At 71.3% G+C, this 24,617-nt stretch carries 20 protein-coding genes; 4 read left to right on the top strand and 16 right to left on the bottom strand.

Annotation, left to right across the window (positions count from 1 at the left end):
• Positions 1–148: 148 nt before the first annotated feature.
• The 9 genes from ACFVTC_RS21075 to ACFVTC_RS21035 form a co-directional block, all read right to left on the bottom strand.
• The gene (locus ACFVTC_RS21075; protein WP_390129100.1) at positions 149–451 is read right to left on the bottom strand and encodes a hypothetical protein; all 303 of its coding nucleotides are present in this window, start codon (positions 449–451) and stop codon (positions 149–151) included.
• Positions 452–787: 336 nt separating this feature from the next.
• Positions 788–1,138 (bottom strand): UBP-type zinc finger domain-containing protein, encoded by a 351-nt coding sequence (locus ACFVTC_RS21070; RefSeq protein WP_356017417.1) that lies wholly within the window; start codon positions 1,136–1,138, stop codon positions 788–790.
• Entirely contained in the window at positions 1,135–2,583 is a 1,449-nt protein-coding gene (locus ACFVTC_RS21065) for an ATP-binding protein (protein WP_390129098.1), read from the bottom strand. Before ACFVTC_RS21065 ends, ACFVTC_RS21070 begins: the two co-directional genes overlap by 4 nt.
• The gene (locus ACFVTC_RS21060; protein WP_390129096.1) at positions 2,580–4,256 is read right to left on the bottom strand and encodes an FAD-dependent oxidoreductase; all 1,677 of its coding nucleotides are present in this window, start codon (positions 4,254–4,256) and stop codon (positions 2,580–2,582) included. Before ACFVTC_RS21060 ends, ACFVTC_RS21065 begins: the two co-directional genes overlap by 4 nt.
• A gap of 118 nt (positions 4,257–4,374) precedes the next feature.
• Positions 4,375–5,664, bottom strand: coding sequence for a DUF4032 domain-containing protein (locus tag ACFVTC_RS21055; RefSeq protein ID WP_390129094.1), 1,290 nt, complete (start codon positions 5,662–5,664; stop codon positions 4,375–4,377).
• A gap of 49 nt (positions 5,665–5,713) precedes the next feature.
• Complete coding sequence (locus tag ACFVTC_RS21050; protein WP_390129092.1) at positions 5,714–6,538, bottom strand: amidohydrolase family protein; 825 nt, start codon at positions 6,536–6,538, stop codon at positions 5,714–5,716.
• A gap of 73 nt (positions 6,539–6,611) precedes the next feature.
• Positions 6,612–7,382: an N-formylglutamate amidohydrolase gene (locus tag ACFVTC_RS21045; protein ID WP_390129339.1), complete on the bottom strand. Its 771-nt coding sequence runs from the start codon at positions 7,380–7,382 to the stop codon at positions 6,612–6,614.
• Positions 7,383–7,558: 176 nt separating this feature from the next.
• Positions 7,559–8,017 (bottom strand): Crp/Fnr family transcriptional regulator, encoded by a 459-nt coding sequence (locus ACFVTC_RS21040; protein ID WP_168531703.1) that lies wholly within the window; start codon positions 8,015–8,017, stop codon positions 7,559–7,561.
• A 193-nt stretch (positions 8,018–8,210) separates the two neighbouring features.
• On the bottom strand, positions 8,211–10,919 hold the full coding sequence (locus ACFVTC_RS21035) for a SpoIIE family protein phosphatase (protein WP_390129089.1): 2,709 nt from the start codon (positions 10,917–10,919) through the stop codon (positions 8,211–8,213).
• A 176-nt stretch (positions 10,920–11,095) separates the two neighbouring features.
• Here ACFVTC_RS21035 and ACFVTC_RS21030 point away from each other — a divergent pair, with 176 nt between their 5' ends.
• Positions 11,096–11,332 (top strand): DUF6296 family protein, encoded by a 237-nt coding sequence (locus tag ACFVTC_RS21030; RefSeq protein ID WP_390129087.1) that lies wholly within the window; start codon positions 11,096–11,098, stop codon positions 11,330–11,332.
• Positions 11,333–11,898: 566 nt separating this feature from the next.
• On the opposite strand, the gene ACFVTC_RS21025 is transcribed toward ACFVTC_RS21030, so the two are convergent.
• Entirely contained in the window at positions 11,899–12,699 is an 801-nt protein-coding gene (locus tag ACFVTC_RS21025) for a VOC family protein (protein ID WP_329292738.1), read from the bottom strand.
• A 242-nt stretch (positions 12,700–12,941) separates the two neighbouring features.
• Complete coding sequence (locus ACFVTC_RS21020) at positions 12,942–13,157, bottom strand: DUF4177 domain-containing protein (protein WP_046728804.1); 216 nt, start codon at positions 13,155–13,157, stop codon at positions 12,942–12,944.
• Between the two features lie 166 nt (positions 13,158–13,323).
• Between ACFVTC_RS21020 and ACFVTC_RS21015 the strand changes: the two genes are divergently transcribed.
• Positions 13,324–14,793: an aminotransferase class V-fold PLP-dependent enzyme gene (locus ACFVTC_RS21015; RefSeq protein WP_390129084.1), complete on the top strand. Its 1,470-nt coding sequence runs from the start codon at positions 13,324–13,326 to the stop codon at positions 14,791–14,793.
• A 50-nt stretch (positions 14,794–14,843) separates the two neighbouring features.
• On the opposite strand, the gene ACFVTC_RS21010 is transcribed toward ACFVTC_RS21015, so the two are convergent.
• Entirely contained in the window at positions 14,844–16,571 is a 1,728-nt protein-coding gene (locus ACFVTC_RS21010; RefSeq protein WP_390129082.1) for an ATP-binding cassette domain-containing protein, read from the bottom strand.
• 310 nt (positions 16,572–16,881) lie between these two features.
• On the opposite strand from ACFVTC_RS21010, the gene ACFVTC_RS21005 reads away from it, so the two are divergent.
• Entirely contained in the window at positions 16,882–17,511 is a 630-nt protein-coding gene (locus tag ACFVTC_RS21005; protein ID WP_390129079.1) for a DUF6629 family protein, read from the top strand.
• 142 nt (positions 17,512–17,653) lie between these two features.
• Here ACFVTC_RS21005 and ACFVTC_RS21000 read toward each other — a convergent pair whose 3' ends face one another.
• The 4 genes from ACFVTC_RS21000 to ACFVTC_RS20985 form a co-directional block, all read right to left on the bottom strand.
• The gene (locus ACFVTC_RS21000) at positions 17,654–19,714 is read right to left on the bottom strand and encodes a beta-galactosidase (protein WP_390129077.1); all 2,061 of its coding nucleotides are present in this window, start codon (positions 19,712–19,714) and stop codon (positions 17,654–17,656) included.
• Between the two features lie 95 nt (positions 19,715–19,809).
• Positions 19,810–21,150 (bottom strand): ABC transporter substrate-binding protein, encoded by a 1,341-nt coding sequence (locus tag ACFVTC_RS20995; RefSeq protein ID WP_390129074.1) that lies wholly within the window; start codon positions 21,148–21,150, stop codon positions 19,810–19,812.
• 106 nt (positions 21,151–21,256) lie between these two features.
• Positions 21,257–22,222 (bottom strand): carbohydrate ABC transporter permease, encoded by a 966-nt coding sequence (locus tag ACFVTC_RS20990; protein WP_390129071.1) that lies wholly within the window; start codon positions 22,220–22,222, stop codon positions 21,257–21,259.
• A gap of 4 nt (positions 22,223–22,226) precedes the next feature.
• Positions 22,227–23,153 (bottom strand): carbohydrate ABC transporter permease, encoded by a 927-nt coding sequence (locus ACFVTC_RS20985; protein WP_390129068.1) that lies wholly within the window; start codon positions 23,151–23,153, stop codon positions 22,227–22,229.
• A 277-nt stretch (positions 23,154–23,430) separates the two neighbouring features.
• On the opposite strand from ACFVTC_RS20985, the gene ACFVTC_RS20980 reads away from it, so the two are divergent.
• Entirely contained in the window at positions 23,431–24,462 is a 1,032-nt protein-coding gene (locus tag ACFVTC_RS20980) for a LacI family DNA-binding transcriptional regulator (RefSeq protein ID WP_390129066.1), read from the top strand.
• Positions 24,463–24,617 lie beyond the last annotated feature (155 nt).

Below are 24,617 nucleotides of genomic sequence, written 5' to 3'. Positions count from 1 at the left end.
CTGCCCGACCGCGGTCGGAGCGGTCGGCGGGTGTGCGGGGCAGTGCGTGCCCACGGAGGGAGACCGGGGTTCCCAGTGCCGCCTGCCGCCTGCCGCCTGCCGCCTGCCGCCAGGTACGGCCAGCGGCTGGCCTGCTTCACGAGCCCATTCAGAGCAGGGGCCGGTCGGCAGCGAGGATGTCGGAAAGACTCACAGCCGGGCGGCCGAGCATGGTTGTCAGCGTGCGCTGTTGTCGCTCGGTCAAGGTGGGTACGAAGACCACCGTGTCAGCGTCGGCCTGGTCGCAGGCCTGAGCCACCTCGCGGACCTTTCCGTGGCTCAGCAGCGTCGCGAGGATCGCGTCCCATGAAGCGGTGTGGCCGGGCAGGGTCCCGGAACGCGCGGGTGCCTGACCGGGGCGTGCATCCGCCGGCGTTGCACGCCCCCTGAACAAGGGCAGGCCATCGCGCAAGTCTCCCGGTTGAACGGGGAGTTCAACCGGAGGAGCGCGCGATGGCCTTGTCTCGGTCCGAGCTGATGCGGCTGCTGGAGTCACTACGTCGGGCAGAGGGAGTTGCAGCGATCAGGGTGGTGGTCATCGCCAGGCTGATCTCCACAAGGTCACCGACCCGCAGCGACTCCAACGCAAGGCCCTCAGCCACGTCCGCCCCCACCTCGCTCGTAGCGGGCCGCACCTCACTGTGCGGCCGACTCGCAGCCGTCCGCGGCATGGCGTCACCCCTGGATCCGGGCGGGCGTGAACCGTCGGTGCCCGACCGCCACTTCACTCCGGCCGGGCACGGCCCCGTCAGCGCAGCGTGTCCGCCCAGTTCGCGGGCACGCGTCCCGCGGGGCCCGGCGTGGGCTGGTCCAGGGGGTGGCATTCGGGGGCGGCGAGATCGGGGCCCGTCTCGTACATCTCGTTCGTCTCGAAGTTCCAGAACCACGTCTCGCCGGGCTCGTAACTGCGGATGATGGGATGTCCGGTGCTCTGCGCGTGGGCGGTGGCGTGCTTCGACGGTGAGTCGTCGCAGCAGCCGATGTGACCGCACTGCGCGCACCGCCGCAGATGGAACCACCAGCCGTCGACGGCGTCGCAGTCACCGCAGCCCGCACCGCTCGGCGGGACGGACGGGTCGATTCCGGCGGGCAGGGTCATGACGCCTCCTCGGACGTTTCGGTGTCCGCCGCGGTCAGCGGCAGACGGACCTGGAAACGGGTGTCACCGGGGACGGACTGCACCGACAGGCTCCCGTGATGCTTGTTGGCGACGATCCGCCAGGAGATGTCCAGTCCGAGCCCCGTGCCCTCACCCACCGGTTTGGTGGTGAAGAACGGGTCGAAGATGCGGTCGCGGATCTCGGCCGGCACCCCGGGCCCGGTGTCCCGGAACTCGACGAGCAGCTGGTCGTGATCGTGCGCGGTGCGCACCGTCAGCGTGCCCTCGCCCTCCATCGCCGAGGCGGCGTTGTCGATGAGGTTCGTCCACACCTGGTTCAACTCGCCCGGATAGGCCGGGATCCTCGGCGCCGTGCGGTCGTAATTCTTGGTCACCTTGATGCCGGGACCCAACTTTCCGGCGAGCATCAGCAGCGTGCTGTCCAGGAGTTCGTGCACATCGACGACCTGGTACGGCGCGCGGTCGATCTGCGAGTACTGCTTGGCCGCGTCCACCAGGTGCGAGATACGGGTCGTGGACTCCTCGATCTCGGTCATGAGGAGCTCGGTCTCCACGGTGTAGTTCAACCACCGTACGGCGCCTTCGAGGGTGTCCTCGTCCACGGCCGCGGCGACCTGGTCCAGCCAGTCCGTGTCGAGCCCCGCCTGCACGAACGTCGGCGCGAGCTGCCAGCCCCCGGCGATGTCGTGGTCCTCCAGCCAGTCACCGAGCGAATCCTCCCGGTCGGAGGCCTCGAGCGGACTCAACGGCGTTGCCTTGGCCACCCGTTCGGCGGTGCGCTCCTGGATCTCGATGAGCGTCTCCAGGGTGTCGCGGGCGTACGGGCCCGCGGCGATGGCGCCGAGCTTGTGCCGCATGTGGGCCACTCGGTCCCGCAGGGTGGAAGTGGCCCGTACCGCCGCCGCGGCCGGGTTGTTGAGCTCGTGCGTCAGCCCGGCCGACAGCGAGCCGAGGGCGAGCAGCCGCTCGCGCTGGCCGATGGTCCGCTGCGTGTTCTGGCTGCCGAAGAAGAGCCCTTCGAGCAGATGGACGGCCATCGGGAACCAGTCCCGCAGGACCGCGGCGAAGGTCGCGGCGGGCAGGACGAAGAAGCGGGAGGGCACGGTGACCCTCATCGACCCCTTGTAGAACGTCTGGTCCGGTCCGTTCAGATACGCCTGCATGGCCCCCGCGTACACCCCGCGCTGGGAGCTGCGGCTGATCTCCACGTCGTCGGCGCCGACCCGGCGCGACATCACGACGGTCCCTTCCAGCAGCACGTAGAAACAGGTGGCCTCGTCACCCTCGGTGTAGACCGGACCGGCGTCGAACTGCTCCACCCGGCCTTCGCGGCACAGTCGCTCCAACTGGTCCTGGTCCAGCTTCTCGAACAGGAACAGGGTGCCGAGCTCGCTCTTGTCGCAGGGCAACGGCCGCGGGCTCACGACTGCTCCAGATAACGGTGGACGAGCATGACGGCCATGGCTCCTTCTCCGACCGCGGAAGCGACCCGCTTCGCGGACTCCGCACGCGCGTCCCCGGCCACGAACACACCGGGCACATTGGTCTCCAGGTGATACGGCGGCCGGTCCAGCTCCCAGCCCTTGGGCGGCTGCCCGTCGACGGTCATGTCGGGGCCCGCCATGATGAATCCGCGTGTGTCCCTCAGCACCGTACCCTCCAGCCAGCCGGTGAGGGGGGCCGCGCCGATGAACACGAACATCCACTGGGCGTCGACGAGTTCGGTGTGCCCGCTCGTCACGTCCCGCAGGGTGAGCTGCTCCAGATGGTCCGTGCCGTGCGCGGCCTCGACGACCGTGCCGGTACGCACCGAGATGTTGGGGGCCTCCTCGATCTGCTGGACCAGGTAGTGCGACATCGACGCGGTCAGCGACTGACCCCGGACGAGCAGGGTGACCGACTTGGCGCCACGCGACAGGTACATGGCGGCCTGTCCGGCCGAGTTCGCCCCGCCCACGATGTACACGTCGTGTCCCTGGCAGGAAGCCGCCTCGGTCAACGCCGAGCCGTAGAAGACCCCGCAGCCCGTCAGGTCCGCCAGGCCGGGCGCCTCCAGCTGCCGGTACGAGACACCGGTCGCCAGGATCACCGCGTGCGCGGCGATCGCGGAGCCGTCGGAGAAGCGGATCACGCGCGAGGCACCGGTGACCTCGAGGCCCGTCACCTCCCGGGCGGTGAGGATCTCGGCGCCGAACTTCGCCGCCTGCCGGCGGGCCCGCCCGGTGAGCTGGGAGCCGGACACCCCGTCGGGGAAGCCGAGATAGTTCTCGATGCGCGAGCTCTGTCCGGCCTGGCCGCCGGTCGCCGACCGTTCCACGAGGACGGTCCGCAGGCCCTCGGACGCGCCGTACACGGCGGCCCCCAGTCCGGCCGGACCACCGCCGATGACGACCAGGTCGTAGAACTCCTCCGTCGGGGTCGTGGCCAGCCCGACCTGCGCCGCGAGGTCCGGGTCCTCCGGCTCGACGAGCGGCGTGCCGTCCGGCGTGATCACCAGCGGCAGCCGCTCCCCGTCCTGACCGGCCGCGGAGAGCAGCCGCTGCCCCTCCGGCGTGTCCGACGAGTACCAGCGGTACGGCACCTGGTTGCGGGCAAGGAACTCCCGTACGTCCGAGGAGCGCGCCGACCACCGGTGCCCGACCACCTTGCAGGTCGGTACGGGCCGGAAGTCGCTCGCCCGCCAGGCGTCCAGCAGATCGTCCAGCACCGGATAGAGCTTCTCCTCCGGCGGGTCCCACGGCTTGAGGAGATAGTGGTCCAGATCGATCACGTTGATCGCGTCGATCGCCGCGTTCGTGTCCGCGTAGGCGGTCAGCAGCACCCGGCGCGCGCCGGGGTACACGTCGAGGGCCTGCTCCAGGAACTCGATGCCGTTCATCTGCGGCATCCGGTAGTCGGCCAGGATCACCGCCACCTGGTCGCCGCGCAGCTTCAGCTCCCGCAGCGCCTCCAGTGCGGTGTCCCCGGACTCCGCCCGCACGATCCGGTGCGACTCGCCGTAGCGGCGCCTGAGGTCGCGCGCCACGGCACGCGACACCCCGGGATCGTCATCCACGGTCAGAATGACGGTCCGCGCTGTACCGGCGGCCTGTGCCATACGTCTCCCACCCCGAGCAGGTCGATGCCGTCCCGGCCGCACGCACGCCGTACGACGCGGAACGACCGGTCCTCGCTCAATCGTATGTATGAACGGTCGCGTTCGCTCTGCAACCGCCTCACGCGGGCTCGGCGGGGCCCTCCGGTTGTGGCAGCAGGGACTCCCGGACCTTGGGGAGGATGGTGGTGACGTAGTCCTCGACGGCCGTGTCCAGTCCGATGTCGTGCTGGGCGTGCTCGGACAGGTACCAACGGTGTTCGAGCAGCTCGTGATAGATCTCCGCGGGGTCCATGGAGCCGCGCAGGTCCGGCGGTACGGCGCGGACGGTGGGCCGGAAGACGTCGCGCACCCAGCGGTGGGCGAGCACCTCGGGGCGCGCGGCCCGCGGGTACTCACCGCCCGGCCGGGACGACCGGTTCGCGGAAGCGTCGCCCGGGGCGTAGTCCTCCTGGGTGGCCATCCAGCTCTCCAGGTCGTTCAGCAGCCGGCGCGCCTGGTTCTCCTCCGCGTCGAGACCGGTCAGCCGCAGCAACTGGCGCTGGTGGTGACCCGCGTCGACGACCTTGGGGACGAAGGTGACCGTGTCCCCGTTCGAGGAGTGCGCGATCTGCATCTCCGCGACGTCGAAGCCGAGGTCGTTGAGGCGCCGGATGCGGCGGTCGATGTAGTGGTGCTTGCCCGCCGGGTACACGGAGGTCCGGGTCAGCTCCTCCCACAGGCTCCGGTGGCGCGCGCAGATCTCCCTGCCGAAGTCGATCGGGTCGACGGAGGGGTGCAGCGCCCCGGCCGCCTCCAGGTCCAGCAGCTCGCCGCTGATGTTGACGCGGGCGAGATCGAGGTCGTACTCCCGCTGCCCGTCGCTCAGCCGGGGGTGCAGCTCGCCGGTCTCGGCGTCCACCAGATACGCCGCGTACGCTCCGGCGTCGCGGCGGAAGAGGGTGTTGGACAGCGAGCAGTCGCCCCAGGCGAACCCGGCCAGATGCAGTCGCACCAGGAGTACGGCCAGCGCGTCCATCAGCCGGTGCATGGTCGCGGGCCTCATGGTCGTCTCGAACATCGACCGGTAGGGCATCGAGCCGCCCAGGTGCCGGGTGATGAGGACGGACTCCAGCGGCCCGCCGTCGGCGTCGGTGCGCCCGGTGACCACGGCGAGCGGGTCCACCGCCGGGATGGCGAGCCGGTCCAGGCCGCGCAGCATCTCGTACTCGCGCAGGGCGGGCCGCTCGGCGAGCTCCTTGACCGCCACCACCTCGCTCCCGGCGCGCGCGTAGCGCACCACGTGCCGTGAGATGCCCCGCGGCAGCGGGACCAGGTGGTGCTCGGGCCATTCCTCCAGAGGCAGCTGCCAGGGCAGTTCGAGCAGGAGCGCGGGGTGCTCCGGGTTGGTGGCGCTGATCTGCAAAGCCATCGGCGGGCTGCCCTCACCTCGGAGTCGAACGTGTACCTGCTCCCAGCATCTACGACTGATCGCCGAGGCGGAAGACGCGCCGGGCGTTGCCCGAGAGGAACAGCTCGGTGGTCTCCTCGTCGAGGTCAAGCTCGGCGAGGTGTTCCAGCGCCCGACTCGGCGTGATCATGGGGTAGTTGCTGCCGAAGAGGACCTTGTGCCGCCCCCGGCCGCGGAGGTAGGCGACCAGTTCGGGCGGGTAGCGACGCGTGGTGTAGGCGCTGGTGTCGATGTACACGCCCGCGTGCTTGTCGGCGACCGCGATCATCTCGGTGGTCCAGGGGTAGCCGATGTGCCCGCAGACGATGGTGAGTTCGGGGAAGTCCAGTGCGACCTGGTCGATGTACGGGATGGGCCGGCCGGTCTCCGAGGGGCGCAGCGGCCCGGTGTGTCCGACCTGGGTGCAGAACGGGACGCCGAGATCGACGCAGGCCGCGTACAACGGATAGTAGAGCCGGTCGGTGGGCGGCAGCTGCCACAGCCACGGCACGATCCGCAGCGCCACGAAGCCCAACTCCTCGACGGCCCGGCGCAGTTCGCGCACGGCCGTGACCGGCTTCGCCAGATCCGCCCCCGCGACCCCGCGCAGCCGTCCGTGCGACCTGGCGACGAAGTCGGCGACCTCGTCGTTGCTCACGAGCGGGCCCTGCGGCCCGTACCAGGCCGCGGACAACCCGATCTCGACGTCGGCCGCGGCCAGCGCCGCCACGGTGACCTCGACCGGAAGGGGCTCCTCCAGGAGCTCCATGCCCGTCCAGCGGCGGAGCGACGCGAACATCTCGTGGTTGGCGTGGCGGACCGTGGGGTGCTGCATCCACGCGTCGACGACCGGCATGATCCCGTCCCCTCCCGGAGCCCAAGGCTAAGCGATTGCTTACCCCGACCCTAGGGGGTGGCCCGCCGTACGACTACCTCGATACGGCGTCGACCAGGGCCCCGAGCGCGGCGGCGAGGCGCCCGAGACCGGGACCGGCCGGGCCGCCGGGCTCGCTCATGTACGTGTCCCGCCGGATCTCCACCATGAGGGAGGTGACCCGCGGATCCCTGCCGTGGAAGCGCAGCGGCACGTAGGCGCCGGAGAACGGGCTGTCGATCCCCACGGTCCCGATGCCCTCGAACGCCTCCCTCGCCCGCTCCACCAGCGCGGCGGGTGTGTGGAAGACGTCGGTGCCCAGGCAGATCGGTGGACGTGGTCCCCCGCCGTGCAGTTCGTACGGCAGCCGGGCCGTCGGATACGAATGGACGTCGATCACCACGGCCCGCCCGGTGACGGCCAGCCGGTCGGCCACGGCGGCGGTCATCGCCTCGGCGTACGGGCGGTAGCAGCGCTCGATCAGCTGCGCCGGGTCGGCGTCGGCCGGCCGCAGCGGGGCGCCGTGTGTGGTGCGGGTGTAGACCGCGCCCATTCCGACGGCCCGCATCTCCTCCCGTTCGTCGGGGAAGCGCTCTGGATCGACCACGAGACGGGACAGACGGTTGACGAACCGCCACGGAGTGACACCGGCCGCCCGCGACGCCTGCTCGGCGAGCTCCGCGGTGTGCGCGTCCGTGATGTGGTCCAACTCGCGTTCCAGCGCCGGATCGTCGAGCGTGATGCCCGCGCGCACCGGCAGCGGTATGCGCCGCGACGAGTGCGGGACGTGCAGGACGACGGGGGAGGCGATGGCGCCGGGCAGCAGCTCGAAGGAGGCGGGGTTCGCGGCGCCGGGGTCCGTGGAATAGGGGTTCGCGGCGGCGGGGTCCGCGGAAGCGGCGGTAGTGGCGGTAGTGGCGGCGGGGTTCGTGGACGCGGGGTGCGCGGGGGCCGGGTTCTCGTTCACCCCTGATTCCTACCGCAGCCCGGGGGAATCCCGTCTCATCGCAGGCCGCCGCCTCCATGGCGCGCGTAGTGCTCGATGAGGGCCGCCCGCGTCGTTTCGAGCCGGTGGGCGAGGATCGCCGCGATCGTCCGGGTCAGCGACAGCTCCAGCGCCGGATCCTTCGCGCAGAGTCCGAGCACTTCCCCGGCGTCGAACTCGTAGGCGCGTACCGGACTGAACGCCTCCGCGCCGAAGTCCCAGTGGTGGGGTGGGAAGAGCCAGGACCAGCCGAGCAGATCGCCCGGTCCCAGCGTGGCCACGGAGATGCGCCGCTCCCCGACGACCTGTTGGTACAGCGAGACGGTTCCCGAGCGGATCACCCAGAAACGGTCCGCGGTTCCCCCCGCCTCGAAGATCTTTCCGTCCGCGGGGAAGGAGACCTCCTGGGCCACGGTCATCAGCCGTTCGCGGTGTTCGGCGGAGAGGGCGGGCAACAGCCGCAGAGCAGTGGGCATCGCGGACCTCCATCGCACCGCCGCAGGACCACGCGGGCTCGGCGGCGCTGTCGTGCCGGTGGTGTGCCGTCACTCTCCATTGGAGCCGGATCCGCCGGATTCGTCTCGTCGGGGGACCCCGGTCGCCGACAGGGGGTGCCGTGAGACCGGACCACGGGCGGTCCAGGGGGCCGTCCGCCCGCTGGTCGCGGGCTCAGGGCAGGGGCTGCTCGGCCCAGATCACCTTGCCGGCGGGCGTATAGCGCGTACCCCAGCGTTCGGCGAGCTGGGCGACCAGGAACAGGCCGCGCCCGCCCTCGTCCGTGCCGGCCGCGAAGCGCAGCCGGGGCGAGGTGCTGCTGCCGTCGAAGACCTCGCAGATCAGGCTGTGGTCGCGCAGTACGCGGACCTGGATGGGGCCGCTGCCGTAGCGGAGCGCGTTGGTGACCAGCTCGCTCAGGATCAGCTCGGTGCTGAACGCCAGCTCGTCGAGATCCCACTCCGCGAGCTGACGGGAGACGGCCGCGCGGACCTCGCCGACGGCCACCGGATCGGACGGGACCTCCCACTCGGCGATGTGGTCGGCGTCGAGCACCCGCGTGTCGGCGACGATCAGGGCGATGTCGTCGCTGGGCCGGGCGGGCAGCAGGGCGTCGAGCACGGCCCGGCAGGTGTCCTCCGGGGAGCGGCGGCCGGTCCCGGTGAGGGCGGTGCGCAGCAGCTCCAGGCCGACGTCGATGTCCCGGTCCCGGTCCTCGACGAGCCCGTCCGTGTACAGCACCAGACGGCTGCCCTCCTCCAGCTTGAGCTCGGCCGTGTCGAACGGCAGGCCGCCCAGCCCCAGCGGGGGACCGGCCGGCACATCAGGGAACTCGACACTGCCGTCGGGCCGGACCAGCGCGGGCGGCGGATGTCCGGCGCGGGCGACGGTGCACAGCCGGGAGGCCGGGTCGTAGATGGCGTACAGGCAGGTCGCGCCCGTGATCGCGGCGCTGCTCTCCTCCGTGGCCTCGTCCAGGTCGATGCGGGCGACGAGCTCGTCGAGCAGACAGAGGATCTCGTCGGGCGGCAGATCCAGGGAGGAGAAGTTGTGGACGGCGGTACGCAGCCGGCCCATCGTGGCGGCGGCGTGCAGCCCGTGGCCCACGACGTCGCCCACGACCACGGCGACACGGGCGCCGGACAGCGGCAGGACGTCGAACCAGTCGCCGCCCACCCCGGCCTGCGCCGGGAGGTAGCGGTAGGCGATGTCCAGGGCGCTCTGCTCGGGCAGGCTGCGCGGCAGCAGGCTGCGCTGGAGTGTCACCGCCATGTTGTGCTCGCGTGTGTAGCGGCGCGCGTTGTCGATGGAGACGGCGGCCCGCGCGACCAGTTCCTCGGCGAGGGCGAGCTCCTCCTCGTCGAACGGCTCCGGCTTCTCGGAACGCCAGAAGTTGACCACGCCCATCGCCAGCGGGCCCACCCGCAGCGGAACGGTGATCAGCGAGTGGATGCCGTACTCCACGACCTGGCTGGTGCGCCGCAGGTCCTGGGCCAGCCAGCCGGGGGCCTCCTCCAGCTCGGGCTCGACGACGGCCTCACCGGTGCGGAGGCTGTGGGCCTGCGGCGAGGTGGCGACGAACCGGATGTGCTCGCCCACCGGGTACAGGGGAGCGTTGTCGCGGATGCCGCTGAACGCCGTACGGCGCACGTCGGTTCCCGCCTCCGGATCCTCACCGTGCAGCACCGAGTCGGCCAGGTCCACCGTGACGAAGTCCGCGAACCGCGGCACGGCCACCTCGGCCAGCGCCTCGGCTGTGCGGGTCACGTCCAGGCTCGTACCGATACCCACCCCGATGTCGTACAGCAGCTTCAGCCGCTCCCGTGCCACCTCGGCCCGGCCGGACAGCGCCCGCAGCTCGGTCGAGTCGCGCAACGTCGCGACGCTGCCGGGCGGCCCGCCCTGGAGGTCCGTGGGCCGCTGGTTGATGGCCAGCAGCCGGTCCCCGACCAGGTGCACCTCGTCGGTGACGACGCGTCCCGACGACAGCAGGGCGGCGGTGTCCGGGTCGAGGCCGAGATCGAGGACGTGCCGTCCCTCGGCGTCGTGGGGCAGATCCAGCAGCCGCTGCGCCTCGTCGTTGGCGAGCAGCAGCCGGCCCTCTCCGCCGGCGATGATCACTCCCTCCCGGACGGCGTGCAGCACCGCGTCGTGGTGCTCGTACATCCGGGTCATCTCGTACGGGCCGAGGCCGCGGGTCTGGCGCAGCAGCCGTCTGCTCACGAGGGCCGTCCCCGCGGTGGCCAGGGCGAGCGCCGCGGCCGCGGCGGCCAGGACGATGGGCAGCTGCCGGTTGGCGACGCCGCCCACGTTCGCCGTCGTGATGCCGGCCGACACCAGCCCCACGACCTTGCCGTCGGGTTCCTTGACGGGAACCACGGCCTGCACCAGCTGTCCGATGGTGCCGTCGATCTCCTCGACGCTGGTGCGGCCATGCTGGGCGGGGGAGATGTTCCCGACGAAGTTCTTGCCGATCCGGTCCGGCTCGGGGTGCGTGTAGCGGATCCCGTCGGTGTTCATCACGACGATGAAGTCCACACCGGACGCCCTGCGGGCGGCCTCGGCCCGCGTCTGCAGTGCCGCCGTGGGGTCGGCGCTGCTCAGTGCCTCGCGGGTGCCGGGCGAGTTGGCGAAGGTCTCGGCGACGGCCAGTGAGCGGTTGCGGGCCTCCTGCGTGCTGTCGTGCCGTACCTGCAGCACCAGCGCCACCACCGCGGAGACGACCAGCAGCAGCACGATCACGACCTGCAGGAGGAACACCTGGCCCGCGACGCTGCGTCCGCTCAGCGCCGACCTCAGGATCGCCGCGCGCCCGGTCCGCTCGCGCGGCCCTTCGGGGCGAGGGGTCGACCGAGTCCGGGATCGACCCAATAGTCGGGCCATGTGCCCATGTCTACACTGCCGGGCGCCCCGAGGCGAGAGGCGCCGCGGGTGTGGGGGTGCCCCGACAAGGGCCGCACGGGCGCGGCCTCCGGCGCGTGGTGCCGGAGGGAGCATCTGGCCGCATCATGGAGGGAAGTCATTTGCCCGCATTTGTATCTCGGGCGCGGGAGGCCACGATGCAAACCCCGGACCGCTACCGGTTGAGCTTCACCCATCAGGAATCAGGTGTCGGCGTCATCACGGACGAGGTGGTCGTCGAACGCACCGCGACCCTCGGGCCGGGCGGAAACCCGGTGTACTCCGATCCCACCGGCATACTCCGCGCCGAGATCAGCTCGGCGGGAGAGGTACGGATGCTGGCCAGCGGCGGCTACCAGTCGCCCGTGTCGCCCACCGCCGAACCGCTTCGCTGAGCGACGCTCCCGGTCCGCCCGCCTCGCCCCGCGCCCAGGGTGGCGGGGCGCCGGGCCGTGCCGGGCCCGGACGGCCGGGGCGTGGCGCGTGAGCGCGCCGCGCCCCGAAGTGCGTGGGCGTGCGGCGAACCGGAGCGGGGCCGGGACCGTACGCGGGGCCGGGGGCGTATGCGAGCACGTCGCGCACCGAGTGACGGGCGGACGGGGCCCGGAACCGTCCCGCGTCCCGGAACCGTTCCCGCGTCCCGGAACCCTCCGACGCCCTGGAACCGTCTGCGCGTCGAACTCCGTGGCCCGACCGCGCCCCCGCCCGGATTCCGGCCAGGTATGGCCATCCGGGTGCAGGCTCGCTGGGTGCGGGCCGGCCGGGTGCGGGCCGGCCGGGTGCGGGCCGGCCGGGGGCGGGTCGGCCGGGGGCGGGCGGGCCGGGGGCGGGCGGACTGGGTGCGTGCCGGCCGGGTGAGGGTTGCTACCGAGGAGGGGTCGCTGTCGAGCGCCCAAGATCCCCCCCCGCCCCGAATCGCGCCGCCCCGGTCGGTGAACACCGACGGCAGGCGCCCCGCGCCCTATTCGGCGTCGTGGCAGCTCACGCTGAAGTGCGCCCCGTCGGGGTCGCTGAGGATGGCCTCCGTGGAGCCGGCCCCCTGCTGGTGGGCCGTGCCCCCGTGGGCGCGCGCGGCGCGGGCGCAGGCCTCCACGTCGTCGACCGTGAAGTGGACGCGCCAGTGGGGCCTGATCGTGGGGTCGGGTGCCGCCCCGACCGCGCCCGAGTGGATCCGGGCCACGACGTCGCCCTGACTGCGCAGCACGACCTCGTTGTCCTCGTAGTCGACCTGACAGGAAGCGGGATCGGAGGAGGCCCACTGCAGGACCTCCGCGTAGAAGATGGCGGCGTCGAAGGCGTCGCGGGTGTGCAGTCGCACGAAGACCGGTGCCGCCCGGCGCCACGCCTCCCAGCCGGCCACCAGTTGACCTTCCCAGATACCGAAGACCGCGCCGTCCCGGTCGGCCAGGAGCGCGGCCCGCCCCGGCGGGAAGGAGATGGGCCCCACCGCGGTCGTGCCGCCGCGTTCCTGGCTGCGTGACACGGTCTCGTCCGCCGAGGCCACCGCGAAGTAGGCGGTCCAGGTGGCCATCTTCGCCCCGATCCCGGACATCCCCGAGACGCCGGCGACCGGCACCCCGTTGACGCGGGCGAACCGGTACTGATCACCCAGCGTGCCCGAATGCCACTCCCAGCCCAGTACGGCGTGGTAGAAATCCTCCGCGGCGCGCAGATCACGTGTGGTCAGACTGACCCAGCACGGCGCGCCGAACACCGTATGACTGGAGACGACCCCACGGTCGAGTGTCCTGTCGCTCATCATCGCCGCACCGTCCTGACATCACTGGCCGGCTGCGGTCGGGCACGAGTGCCCGTGGGGATGTCCGCGGCCTGCAGCTCGCCTCCGGTATCCGCACAGCCGACAGGGGCCCTCCGGTCCGGAAGGCCTCCTGCGGCATCAGTGCACTCGCGGATCCGCTGTCCCATCAGTAACAGCATCCCCCGCCTCGGCGTCCCGCGCACTCCAACCAGGTCACAAGCGGGCATAAAGAGACGTAAACGGACTTATCCGCGAGGCCGCTCGAAGGTGAGGAGGAGCCCCTCGACAGCGCCCGGACCGATGCGGCCCTTGACGTCCGCGGACGTGATCGCCTTCAGCGCCCAGCCGTCCTCGGCGTGCTTGTTGAGCACCTTCTCCAGCTTGTCGCTGTCCAGCGCGTCGCCGATGAGCGATTCACGGAAGGTGACGACCTTGTATTCGTATGTGTATGCGCTACTCATGATGGTGAGGTTCTCCTGCGGATCGACACATGTGGCCGGGCCCACCCAATCACCCTTCGTCGCCACGGCACAGGGGAGAACGCACCTGTGGCGATACCTTTGTTGAAGCTTCATGAAGGTCTGCTCCCGGGGCTCGGGAGCAGACCGGGCGGGCGGAGGGGGACTCATGGACAGGGCACGGAGCGACGGACGCGTCGGCGGGGGCGCCGAGGGCGCCGGGGACGACGGCTTCGCCGAACTGCGGACGCGCGAGTTCGGCTACCTCGACGAGGGCGGCCACACCTACCTCGACCACACGGGCGCGGGTCTTCCGCCGAGGTCGCTGGTCACCGCGAGCGCGGAGCGCATCACGGGCGGGGTGTTCGGCAACCCGCACTCCGAGAGCCCGGCCTCCCGCGCCTCCGGGCTGCTGTTGGCGGAGGCCCGCGAGGCCGTACTCGCACACTTCAACGCCGACCCCGCCGAGTACGCCGTGATCTTCACGCCCAACGCGACGGGCGCCCTGCGCCTGGTCGGCGAGGCCTATCCGTTCAGGCGCGGCGGCAGGCTCGTCATGTCGCTCGACAACCACAACTCCGTGAACGGACTGCGGGAGTACGCGCGGGCGGGCGGCGCCGCGACGGCGTACGTACCGGTGAGTGGGCCCGGTCTGCGGATCGACGAGGAGCGATTGCGCCAAGCGCTCTCCGTACGGCGCCGACGGCCCGGTCCGGTGCGCGGGCGGGGCGCACCGGGCTCGCGCGGGCTGCTGGCCTACCCGGCGCAGAGCAACTTCACCGGGGTCCGGCATCCGCTCGAATGGATCGCCAAGGCCCAGGAGCACGGCTACGACGTCCTGCTCGACGCGGCCGCGTTCGTACCGGCCAGTCCCCTCGACCTGAGCCGGTTCCACCCGGACTTCACCGTGGTCAGCTGGTACAAGGTCTTCGGCCACCCCACCGGTATAGGCAGTCTCATAGCCCGCCGGACGGCCCTCGCCAAGCTGCGCCGCCCCTGGTTCTCCGGCGGCACCATCTTCGCGGTCAGCGCCCAGGCCCAGTGGCACGTCCTCGCCGACGACGAAGCGGCCTTCGAGGACGGCACGGTGAACTTCCTGTCCATCCCGGACGTCACCGCGGGCCTCCGGTGGATCGACCGCCTCGGCATGGACCGGGTGCACGCCCACGTCGCCGACCTGACCGGCCGACTGCTCGACGGGCTGCGGACGTTACGCCACGGCGACGGCTCCCCGATGGTCAGGATCTACGGTCCCGAACAGGCCGGGGCGGCCCGTGGCGGCACCGTCGCGCTGAACCTGCTCGGAGCCGACGGCCGGATCGTCGACGAACGGATCGTCACCCGTGACAGCGCCGCCCGCGGCATCTCGCTGCGCACCGGGTGCTTCTGCAACCCGGGCGCCGGCGAAGCGGCGTTCTCCCTCCCGCTGCGCCTGCTGCGCTCCGCGGCGCGCCGGCCGGTCGGTTCACTGGAGGACTACCTGGAACTGCTGCGCCTGCCCACGGCGGGAGCCGTGCGCATCTCCCTCGGAGTCTCCTCGCAGCCCAGGGACATCGAGACGTTCCTGACCTTCGTGACCCGGACCTACCGTGACCGGGTACCGGGGGCGGCGGGACTGGCGGCCCGGGTGGGCTGCTGAGAAGGACGCGCGGCGCGCAGGCACGTACCTCCGCGATGCCGAGCGGCCGCTCACCGCCCCGCCCGGCTGCGCACCACGCCCTCCCGGCACTTGCGCACCAGGACCGCCCACGTCACCACCAGGAACAGCACCGCGAACCCCGCGAGGACCAGCCAGCCCCGGGCCGCCGGATGACCGAACGAGTCCCCGTACGACGCCAGCAGCGGACGGCCCAGCGGCGAGGCACCCGCGCGCCACAGCGACTCGAGGCCGACCCCGCTGCCCAGCGCCTCGAACGCCCACCGGTTGGTCATCGCCCAGCTGATCGCCTCCCCGGCCCCCGTCATCCGCGGCACCGGCACGAACGCCCCGGAGAACAGCACCTGCGGGAAGCAGAGCAGCGGCAGCATCAGCGTCGCCTGCGCCGGCTCCGTCACCGCGGCCGAGGCGAGCAGTCCCAGCGCCAGCGCGGCGGCCGAGGCCAGCACGCTCGACACGAACAGGGACCCGTACGTCGTCCACCCCGTCGCGGGCAGCCGGTCCAGCGCCCGCAGCACCACCAGCAGCAGCGCGTCCGCGAGCGCGAGCACCGGCAGCATCGTGGTCAGCTTCGACGCGAGGTACGGACCGATCCGCAGCCCGGCCAGCCACTCGCGACGCAGCACGGGCAACTCGGCACAGATCTGCAGCAGTCCGTAGGTCAGCCCGAAGAAGAACGCGCCGAAGGCGATCCAGAACATGATCATCGCTGTCGACCCGGGATCCGGCGCGGCGGGAGCGAACGCGCCCGCGCGGAACAGCACCGCGAACATCGCCACGATCATCACCGGCGAACCGGCCAGGACCGCGGCCGACAGACGGTTGTGCAGGAGCAGCGCGGTGCCACGGCGGGTGAGCAGTGACCACTGCCGCACGGCGCCGACACGCCGCGGACGTACCGGAGGCGGTGGGGCACCGGTCCGCCCGGCGTCCGGCGGGGCGGTCTCTGCTACGCCCGCCGGGACGGCCCGCTCGGCGCGCGCCCCGCCCGCCACCGCCCCGTAGACCTCCTCGACCGTGCCGACCCCGAACGCGCCGCACAGCGCGGCCGGTTCACCGGCGTACGCCACCTCACCGCCGGGCGAGAGGAACACGACCTGGTCACCGCGGAGCAGATCGGCGAGGGTGTGCGTGGTGAGTACGACGGTGGTGCCCTCCTCGGCCAGCGCGCTCAGGGTCCGCAGCAGAGCCGCCCCGGTCACCGGGTCGAGCCCGGAGGTGGGCTCGTCGAGGAACAGCACCCGCGGCCGGGTGAGCAACTCGACCGCGACACACGCTCGTTTGCGCTCTCCGCCACTGAGCGCGCGTACGGGCGTCGAGGCCCGAGCGGAGAGGCCGAGCGTCTCCAGGACCCGCTCCACGCGCGCGGTGACCGCCTCGGCGGGCGTGCCCGCGGGCATCCGCAGCCCCGCCGCGTACACCAGCGTCCGGTGCAGCGGCAGCTCGCGGTGGATGATGTCCTCCTGCGGTACGAACCCGAACTCCGGCCCGGGTGAACCGGGTTGGGACCCGTCGTGCAGGATCGCCCCCTCGGCCGGGGCGCGCAGCCCGGCCAGCGTCTGCAGGAGGACGGTCTTGCCCGCCCCGCTGCTGCCGGCGATCACGGTGAGCCGTCCGGGGGCGAGGTCGAGGGACACGTCGTCCAGGACACGGCCCGCGCCGCGCACCCGCTGACTCACCGAACGCGCCTGTATGCGCGTGCCGTTGAGCGGGGGTACGGCGGCTTCGGCGGACGAGCTTGGCTGCATGGGCGTCGGCATGGGTGCAGCATGCCAGGGGCCTGCCCGGCACGCGGCCCACCCGCGTGTCGCGCACCGCGCGGGCCCGGCCGGTTCTGGTCGACGGACACCACGCGGCCGGTACTCGGGCCGGTACTCGGGCCGGTACTCGGGCCGGTACTCGGGTCGGTCGGCCGGCCCGCGCGCCTCGGTGCGGACGCCCCGCACGGCGCGCCTACCGCGCGGACATCGGCCGCGGTGGCCGTGTCCGTCCCGGGCAACGGCCGGGGGAGCCGTAGCGTGGGGCTCCGTAGAGCTGGAATACCGTGCAGGCCGACCCCATGGTGACGCGATGTGTTGGAGTGCGACGGCCGACCTGGCAGCCGGTGCCGGTATCGCCGCTGTCGGAGTGGCCTGTGTGACGCGTGCGCGGCGGGCCCGGGATCTTCCGCTGGCCGCGCTGCCGCTGCTGCTGGGAACACACCAGATCGTCGAGTCCCTGGTCTGGCACTCCGGTGGGGGAACGGGCCCCGCCACCGTCGCCTGGGCGGCGATCGCCCTTCCGCTGCTGCCCGTGTGGGTGTCGGCGGGCGTGCTGTGCGCGGCGCCCCGGCACGCCCGCCGCCGGCTCACGATCCCTCTCGTGATCGGCGTCGCCACCGCCGCCGCCCTCACGTTCGCGCTCGCGACCCGTCCGGTGCGGGCCGAGATCCGCGGCCACACGCTCGGCTACGCGGTCGATCTGGCCCACCCGGAACTGCTCGTCGGCGGCTACTTCCTGGCCACCGTCGGCTCGCTGCTGCTCTCCGGTGACCGGCTGCTGCGACTGCTCGGGCTGCTGGTCGGCGCGGGCGCGCTCGTCTGCTGGGCGCTGTGGGAGCTGGAGTTCGTGTCGACCTGGTGCGCGTTCGCCGCGGTGTGTTCGGTGGCGCTGTACGGGTGGGTGCGGCGCCGGCCGGGTGCTCCGGGCCAGGGGAACTGACGCCGCCCCCGGCGCCTCGCGGCGCGACCCGGACCCGGCCGTCCGCACCCGTGTCGGCCCTCCACGAGGACCGCCGTGCCCCCACGTGGGGACACGGCGGTGGAACCCTCGACCCGGGCGCGGTGCCGGGTGACCGCGGATGTCAGCGGGCGGGCTGTCGCAGCACGGCGACGTCCCTGGGGGAGAGGACGACGGTGCCCTCGTCGTCCGTCCGGCCGACCAGCGGCTCCCCGGCGATCCCCGGCAGCGCCACCGTCTCGTCGGTCCGGTTGACCAGGAACAGATAGCGGCTGCCGCCCCCGCGCCGCACGATCAGCTCGACGCTCCCGCGTGCCGCGTCCGGCAGTTCACTGCCGACACCGGCGGGCGCGAGCAGCTCCGGGAGCAGCCCGGTGAGGCCGTCGGCGCCGAGCCTGGTGGAGACGTACGCGGCCGAACCCTGGCCCACCGTACGGCGGGTGACCGCGGGCCGGTCGGCGTACGTGCCGCCGCGGTAGTGGGCCAGCACCTCCACGGCGGGGTCGGTGACCGTGATCCGGTCGGTCCACACGGTACCGGTCGCCCCACCGGTCACGCCGTTCACACCGACCTCCACCGTGTCCGTGCCGAGCAGCGGGCCGAACTCCTCGATGCGGATGCCGAGCAGCTCACGCAGGGCACCCGGGTAGCCGCCGAGCCAGATGTGGTCGTTCTCGTCGACGACGCCGGAGAAGTACGTGGTGACCAGGTGGCCGCCGTTCTCCACGTACCGGGTGAGTTCCTTGGCCAGCGGCGCCGGGACGACGTGCAGCACCGGCGCGATCAGGACCTGGTAGCGGTCCAGTTCGGTGTGCGGGGTGACGACGTCGGCGCGGACGCCGAGGGCCAGGAGGGCGGAGTACCAGTTCAGCGCCTCCTGCCGGTAGTCGAGGAGGGAGGTCGGGTGGGAGTCCTGCTCGCTCGCCCACCAGGAGTCCCAGTCGAAGACGATCCCGACCCGGGCCGGCTCGCGCTCGGTCCCGGCGACCGGGGCCAGCGCGTCGAGGGTCTGCCCGAGGCCCGTCACCGCACGGAAGACCTCGCTGTCCGCACCGGCGTGCGGGAGCATCGCCGAGTGGTACTTCTCGGCACCGGCCGCCGACTGACGCCACTGGAAGAAGCACACCGCGTCGGCGCCGTGCGCCACATGGACCAGCGAGTCGCGGGCGAGGTCGCCGGGCCGCTTGGCCACGTTGACGGGCTGCCAGTTGACGGCACTGGTCGAGTGCTCCATGAGGAACCACGGACGGCCGCCGGTGATCCCGCTGACGAGGTTGGCGGAGAAGGACAGCTCGTCCCGGTCCTGCGGGCCCGGCACCACGTAGTGGTCGTTGGAGACGAAGTCGATCTCGGCGGCCCAGTCGGTGTAGTTCATGCCCTTGGTGCCGCCCATCACCATGAAGTTCGTGGTGACCGGCACCGCGGGCGTGAGCTCGCGCAGCACGTCGCGCTCCGCGCGCAGGTAGTCCTTGAGCGCGTCGGAGGAGAAGCGCTTGAAGTCCAGCTGCTGGGTGGGGTTCGGGTGGGAGGCGGCCAGCCGGGGCGGCAGGATCTGCTCCCAGTCGCTGTAGCGCTGCGACCAGAACGCGGTGCCCCAGGCGTGGTTGAGGGCGTCGAGCGTCGTGTAGCGCACGCGCAGCCAGTCGCGGAAGGCGCGGGCGGCGTCGTCGGAGTAGTCGTAGACGTTGTGGCAGCCCAGCTCGTTGGAGACGTGCCAGGCCACCAGTGCGGGGTGGTCCGCGTACCGCTCGGCCATCGTCCGTACCAGACGCAGCGCGTGCTCGCGGAAGACGGGCGAGGTGGGACGCCAGTGCTGGCGCGCCCCCGGCCACAGCGTCTCGCCGGAGGCGGTCACGGGGAGGATCTCCGGATGCGCGGTGGTGAGCCAGGGCGGCGGGGACGCGGTGGCGGTGGCCAGGTCGACGCCGATGCCGCCCGCGTGCAGCAGGTCCATGATCTCGTCGAGCCAGGCGAAGTCCCACTCGTTCTCGGCCGGCTGGATGCGGGCCCAGGAGAAGATCCCGACGGAGACGATGTTGACGCCGGCCTCGCGCATCAGCCGTACGTCCTCCTCCCACACCTCGCGCGGCCACTGCTCCGGGTTGTAGTCGGCGCCGTAGGCGAGTCGGGGGGTGGGATCACCGTCCGGCCCGTGCCGCAACTGGGACAGGAGGGTGGAGATCATGGCGGTCCTTCCGATGTGCTGCACGGGGTGGTGCGTGGTGGGTGCCGGAGGGCTGCCGCTGGGCCTCCGCTCCCCGGCGGCAGCCCTCCATGTGCCTACTTCTGGACGGTGAAGCCCTGCTCGTTGCCGTACTTGATCGAGGCGTCCTGCCAGGACTTCAGACCTTCGGCCAGCTTGGTGCCGGAGATGTAGGCCTTGCCGACGGTGTCGTTGAAGATCGAGTTGGCGTACTGCTGGAAGGGCAGGTACGACCAGTCGCTGCCGACGTTGGCGGCGGACTCGGCGAAGATCTTGTTGGCCTGCTGGCCGCCGAAGTAGTCGAACTTGATGTTCTGGAAGTCGGTGGACTGGAGTTCGGCCTTGGTCGCCGGGAACGCGCCCTCCTTGATGCGGCTCTGCACGCCGTCGCCGGAGTTGGCGTACTCGACGAACGCGTAGGCGAGTTCCTTGTTCTTGCCCAGCGCGGGCAGGGCGAGGGAGCTGCCGCCGTTCTCCGCGGTCGCCTTCTCTCCCGTGGCCCACTGCGGCATCGGGGCCGCCCGCCAGTCACCCGAGGCGTTCGGCACCCCGGAGACGAAGTTGGCGGGCATCCAGGCACCGGTGGTCAGCGTGGCGATGGTGCCGTCGCCGAGGCCCTTGTACCAGTCGTCGGTCCAGCCGTTGATGGGCGCGAGGAGCTTCTCGTCGATGAGCTTCTGCCAGGTGTCGGTGTACTTCTTGGCGCCCGCGTCCTGGAAGTCGACCGCCACCTTCGTGCCGTCGACCTTGTAGGGGCGCGAACCGGCCTGCCACAGCATGCTGGTGGTGAAGCCCGCGTCGCCGGCGTCGTTGGCGATGTACGCCTTGGGGTCGGCCTTGTGCAGCTTGCGAGCCGCGTCGACGTACTCGTCCCACGTGGTCGGGACGGCGATCTTGTACTTGTCGAAGACCTTCTTGTTGTAGAACATCGCCATGGGGCCGGAATCCATGGGCAGGCCGTAGACCTTGTCACCGTCGCTCACGGCGTTCCACGGACCCGGGGTGTACTTGGAGGCGAGCTTGTCGGCGCCGTACGGGGCCAGGTCGCTGAGGCCCTTGGTGAGGGAGTACTGACTCAGCGCGAAGTACTCGACCTGGGCGACGTCGGGGACGCCCTTGCCGGCCGCGATGGCGTTCGACAGAGCGGTGTAGTGCTTGTCACCGGACCGGTCGCCGACGAGGTTGACCTTGACCTTGGGGTACTTCTTCTCGAAGTCGGCGACGACCGTCTTCAGCGTGGGCTCCCACGCCCAGACCGTGACCGACCCGCCCTTCTTGAGGGCCGCCTGGATGTCCGTGGCGGAGACGGCCTTCTGGCCGGAGCCGCTGTCGTCGGAGCCTCCGCAGGCGGTCGCCCCCAGGGCGAGGACGGAGAGGAGGGTGAAGCCGCGCAGCAGGCGGCCGGTGGTTCTGCGCATGGAGGTGCTTCCACTTCTTCGTGGGCGGGACTTCTTCATGGATGGGACAGGGGGGAGCGGGAAGAGGCGAGGCTGCGGAGGCAGGGGGCCTGGGCCTGAGGCCGGGCTATTCCTTGACGCTTCCCGCGGCGAGCCCGGACTGCCAGTACTTCTGCAGCAGCAGGAACGCGGCGATCAGCGGCACGATGGTGAGCAGCGAACCGGTGATCACCAGGTTGAAGATCACGTCGCCGCCGATGGTCTGGGCCTGGGAGTTCCACGCGTCCAGGCCCAGTGTCAGGGGGTACCACTTCGGGTCCTTCAGCATGATCAGCGGCAGGAAGTAGTTGTTCCAGGTCGCGACCGTGGTGAACAGCAGGACGGTCACGGTGCCGGGGGCGAGCAGCGGCAGGGCCACCTGGAAGAAGGTGCGGATCTCGCCCGCTCCGTCGATGCGGGCGGCCTCCATCAGTTCGGTGGGGATGGCCTCGCTGGCGAAGACCCACATCAGATACAGACCGAAGGGCGACACGAGCGAGGGGATGATCACCGCCCAGGGGGTGTCGGTCAGCCCCATCTTGCTGAACATCAGGAAGGTCGGTACCGCCAGGGCGGTGCCGGGCACGGCCACGGCACCGATGACCACGGCGAAGACGGCGCGCTTTCCGGGGAACCTGAACTTCGCCAGCGCGTAGCCGCCCAGGATCGCCAGGAGAGTGGCACCGCCGGCGCCGAGCACGACGTACAGCAGGGTGTTCAGCAGCCACCGGACGAAGATGCCGTCGTGGTAGGCGAACGTGTCGTGGATGTTGCTCCAGAGAGCGAACTTGTGGCTGAACCACAGTCCGGACGAGTCGGCGAGTCCGTCCTGGGTCTTGGTGGCACTGATGACCAGCCACAGCAGGGGCACCACCGTGTAGACCAGGATCAACCCGGTGAGCACGGTCAGCAGAATGCTGCGCTTGGGGCGCCTGGGCGTGTTCTTGCGGGAGGTGCGCAGGCGGGGCGTGCCCTTGGCGGCGCCCCCGGCCTCGGCGGGTGCGGGACGGGAGCCGGTGGTGGCGGATCTGCTCGTGCTGCTCGTGCTGCTCATCGGGTCACGCTCCCTTGCGCATGCCGCGGAGCTGCACGACATAGGCGATGACCATGGTGATCAGCCCCATGATGATGGCGACCGCCGCGGAGTAGTTGTGCTGCTGCCCGTTGAAGGACAGTGAGTACGTGTAGAAGTTCGGGGTGTAGTCCGTCGTGATGGCGTTGCGCGCGAGCGGCCGAAGGATGCTCGGCTCGTTGAACAGCTGGAAGCTGCCGATGATCGAGAAGATCGTCGCGATGACCAGGGCGCCGCGGATCGCGGGGAGCTTGATGGCCCTGATGACGCGGATCTGCCCCGCGCCGTCGATCTCCGCCGCCTCGTACAGGGATTGCGGGATCACCCGCAGCGCCGAGTAGAAGATCAGCATGTTGTAGCCGACGAACTCCCAGGTGACGATGTTGCCGATCGACGCCAGGATCAGGTTCGAGGAGAGCGGGTCGGGCAGGGTGACGTCGAAGGCGCTGTTGATGTCGCCGACCAGGCCGAACCGGGTGCCGTACATGAAGCCCCACATCAGGGTGGCGACCACGGCGGGCACGGCGTACGGCAGGAAGATCGAGATCCGGAAGAAGTCCCGGCCGTACAGGCGGCCGCTGTCCAGTGCGAGTGCCACGAACAGGGCGATGCCGAGCATGATCGGCACCTGGATCACCAGGAACAGGGAGACACGGGTCAGCGAGTCCCAGAACTGCTGGTCCTGCAGGGCCTGTTGGTAGTTGTCGAGGCCGACGAAGGAGGTGCCGCCGATGAGCCTGTCGCGGAAGAGGCTGAGATAGATCGAATAGGCGATCGGTGCCAGGAAGACGAAGGCGAAGACCACCGCGAAGGGGCCGATGAACCCCCAGCCTGTCCAGGAGCGGCGGTCCCGTTTCCCCGGAGGCCTCTCCGGACGCCGTGTCACGGCCGCGGGGGGTTGAAGCGTCGTCATGTCGTTCCTCGCTCGTCCATCTCGGAACCGGCGGAGCAGCCGTCGATGTTTGCGTAAACATCAGCCGCGGAAAGGGCCCTGGCCTGTTATGTTTACGTAAACATCTGATGGCGGCATGTCTACACTGCGCCAATGTCGGTGGTCAAGAGTCGCCGAAGTAACGGCTTCTCGGGAGCAGGGGAGACGGGTGGACACTGCGGACAGCGGGTCGGGGGGCCTCGATCGGGCCCGTACGCGCACGGGAAAGCGGCCGGGGCGTCGCACGCAGGGCGCGTCCATGGCGGACGTCGCACGGCTGGCCGGTGTCTCGTCGCAGACGGTCTCCCGGGTGTCCAACGGCTACGACGGTGTCAACGAGGAGACCCGGCGGCAGGTCCTGGCGGCGATGAAGGAGCTGGGGTACCGGCCCAACAGCGCGGCCCGAGCGCTGAAACGCGGTGAGTTCCGCACCATCGGCGTCATCACCTTCAACCTCTCCACCACGGGCAACATGCGCACCCTGGAGGCGATCGCGACCTCCGCCGCGCAGGACGGCTACGCCGTCACCCTCCTGCCCGTCGCCGTCCCCACCCAGGACGAGGTGCGGGGCGCCTTCTCCCGGCTCGGCGAGCTCGCCGTCGACGCCGTCATCGCCATCATGGAAGTGCACCTGCTCGACGCGGCGACCATCTCCCTGCCTCCCCATGTACAGGTCGTCGTCGCCGACTCCGACGCCGGCGACCGCTACGCCGTGGTCGACACCGACCAGGCGGGCGGAGCCCGTGCCGCCGTACGGCACCTGCTGGACCTCGGCCATCGCACCGTCTGGCACCTCGCGGGTCCGGAGGAGTCGTTCGCGGCGCAGCGCCGCGCCGACGCCTGGAACGCCGCGCTGACCGAGGAAGGGCGCGCAGCACCGCCCCTCGTACGGGGCGACTGGTCGGCGGAGTCCGGCTACCGCGCGGGTCTGCTCCTCGCGGACGAGCGGGACTGCACGGCGGTGTTCGCCGCCAACGACCAGATGGCACTGGGGCTCCTGCGGGCCCTGCACGAGCGGGGCCGGAGGATTCCCGAGGACGTGAGCGTCATCGGCTTCGACGACATCCCGGAGGCCGGTTCCTTCCTGCCGCCGCTGACCACCGTGCACCAGGACTTCGCCGAGGTGGGACGCCTCTGCGTCGAGGGCGTCCTGCGGCGGATGCACCTGGACGCGACGGAACACGGCACCACCCTCGTCCCCACCAAGCTCGTGGTGCGCGCCAGCACCGCGCCGCCCCCCACCGGGCAATCGCGCGACGGGGACTCGAGGGTGTCGCTCGACGCCCGGTGAGACCTGTCGTCGGGAGGGGCACCACGCGGCGTCGGTGCCTGACGTTTCCGCTCGACGGGATCGACCACCCAGAAGAGATCGTTCCGCCCCGCCGCGATCCGGCCGCAGACCGCGTCGGGAGGCGAAGCGGCCACCGACCCCGGCCGAGCACGCTG

This window comes from Streptomyces sp. NPDC057950, assembly GCF_042887295.1.
Taxonomy (GTDB): Bacteria; Actinomycetota; Actinomycetes; order Streptomycetales; family Streptomycetaceae; genus Streptomyces; species Streptomyces kaempferi.
Note: the sequence above shows the minus strand (reverse complement) of the source record. Positions and strands in the feature narration are given on the sequence as shown.

Coding starts and splice junctions, on each gene's coding strand:
- ACFVTC_RS20985 (WP_390129068.1), bottom strand. CDS start 23,153: ATGACGACGCTTCAACCCCCCGCGGCCGTGACACGGCGTCCGGAGAGG.
- ACFVTC_RS20990 (WP_390129071.1), bottom strand. CDS start 22,222: ATGAGCAGCACGAGCAGCACGAGCAGATCCGCCACCACCGGCTCCCGT.
- ACFVTC_RS21050 (WP_390129092.1), bottom strand. CDS start 6,538: ATGCCGGTCGTCGACGCGTGGATGCAGCACCCCACGGTCCGCCACGCC.
- ACFVTC_RS21040 (WP_168531703.1), bottom strand. CDS start 8,017: ATGCCCACTGCTCTGCGGCTGTTGCCCGCCCTCTCCGCCGAACACCGC.
- ACFVTC_RS20995 (WP_390129074.1), bottom strand. CDS start 21,150: ATGCGCAGAACCACCGGCCGCCTGCTGCGCGGCTTCACCCTCCTCTCC.
- ACFVTC_RS21070 (WP_356017417.1), bottom strand. CDS start 1,138: ATGACCCTGCCCGCCGGAATCGACCCGTCCGTCCCGCCGAGCGGTGCG.
- ACFVTC_RS21000 (WP_390129077.1), bottom strand. CDS start 19,714: ATGATCTCCACCCTCCTGTCCCAGTTGCGGCACGGGCCGGACGGTGAT.
- ACFVTC_RS21030 (WP_390129087.1), top strand. CDS start 11,096: ATGCAAACCCCGGACCGCTACCGGTTGAGCTTCACCCATCAGGAATCA.
- ACFVTC_RS21035 (WP_390129089.1), bottom strand. CDS start 10,919: ATGGCCCGACTATTGGGTCGATCCCGGACTCGGTCGACCCCTCGCCCC.
- ACFVTC_RS21005 (WP_390129079.1), top strand. CDS start 16,882: ATGTGTTGGAGTGCGACGGCCGACCTGGCAGCCGGTGCCGGTATCGCC.
- ACFVTC_RS21025 (WP_329292738.1), bottom strand. CDS start 12,699: ATGATGAGCGACAGGACACTCGACCGTGGGGTCGTCTCCAGTCATACG.
- ACFVTC_RS20980 (WP_390129066.1), top strand. CDS start 23,431: ATGGCGGACGTCGCACGGCTGGCCGGTGTCTCGTCGCAGACGGTCTCC.
- ACFVTC_RS21020 (WP_046728804.1), bottom strand. CDS start 13,157: ATGAGTAGCGCATACACATACGAATACAAGGTCGTCACCTTCCGTGAA.
- ACFVTC_RS21055 (WP_390129094.1), bottom strand. CDS start 5,664: ATGGCTTTGCAGATCAGCGCCACCAACCCGGAGCACCCCGCGCTCCTG.
- ACFVTC_RS21060 (WP_390129096.1), bottom strand. CDS start 4,256: ATGGCACAGGCCGCCGGTACAGCGCGGACCGTCATTCTGACCGTGGAT.
- ACFVTC_RS21010 (WP_390129082.1), bottom strand. CDS start 16,571: ATGCCGACGCCCATGCAGCCAAGCTCGTCCGCCGAAGCCGCCGTACCC.
- ACFVTC_RS21015 (WP_390129084.1), top strand. CDS start 13,324: ATGGACAGGGCACGGAGCGACGGACGCGTCGGCGGGGGCGCCGAGGGC.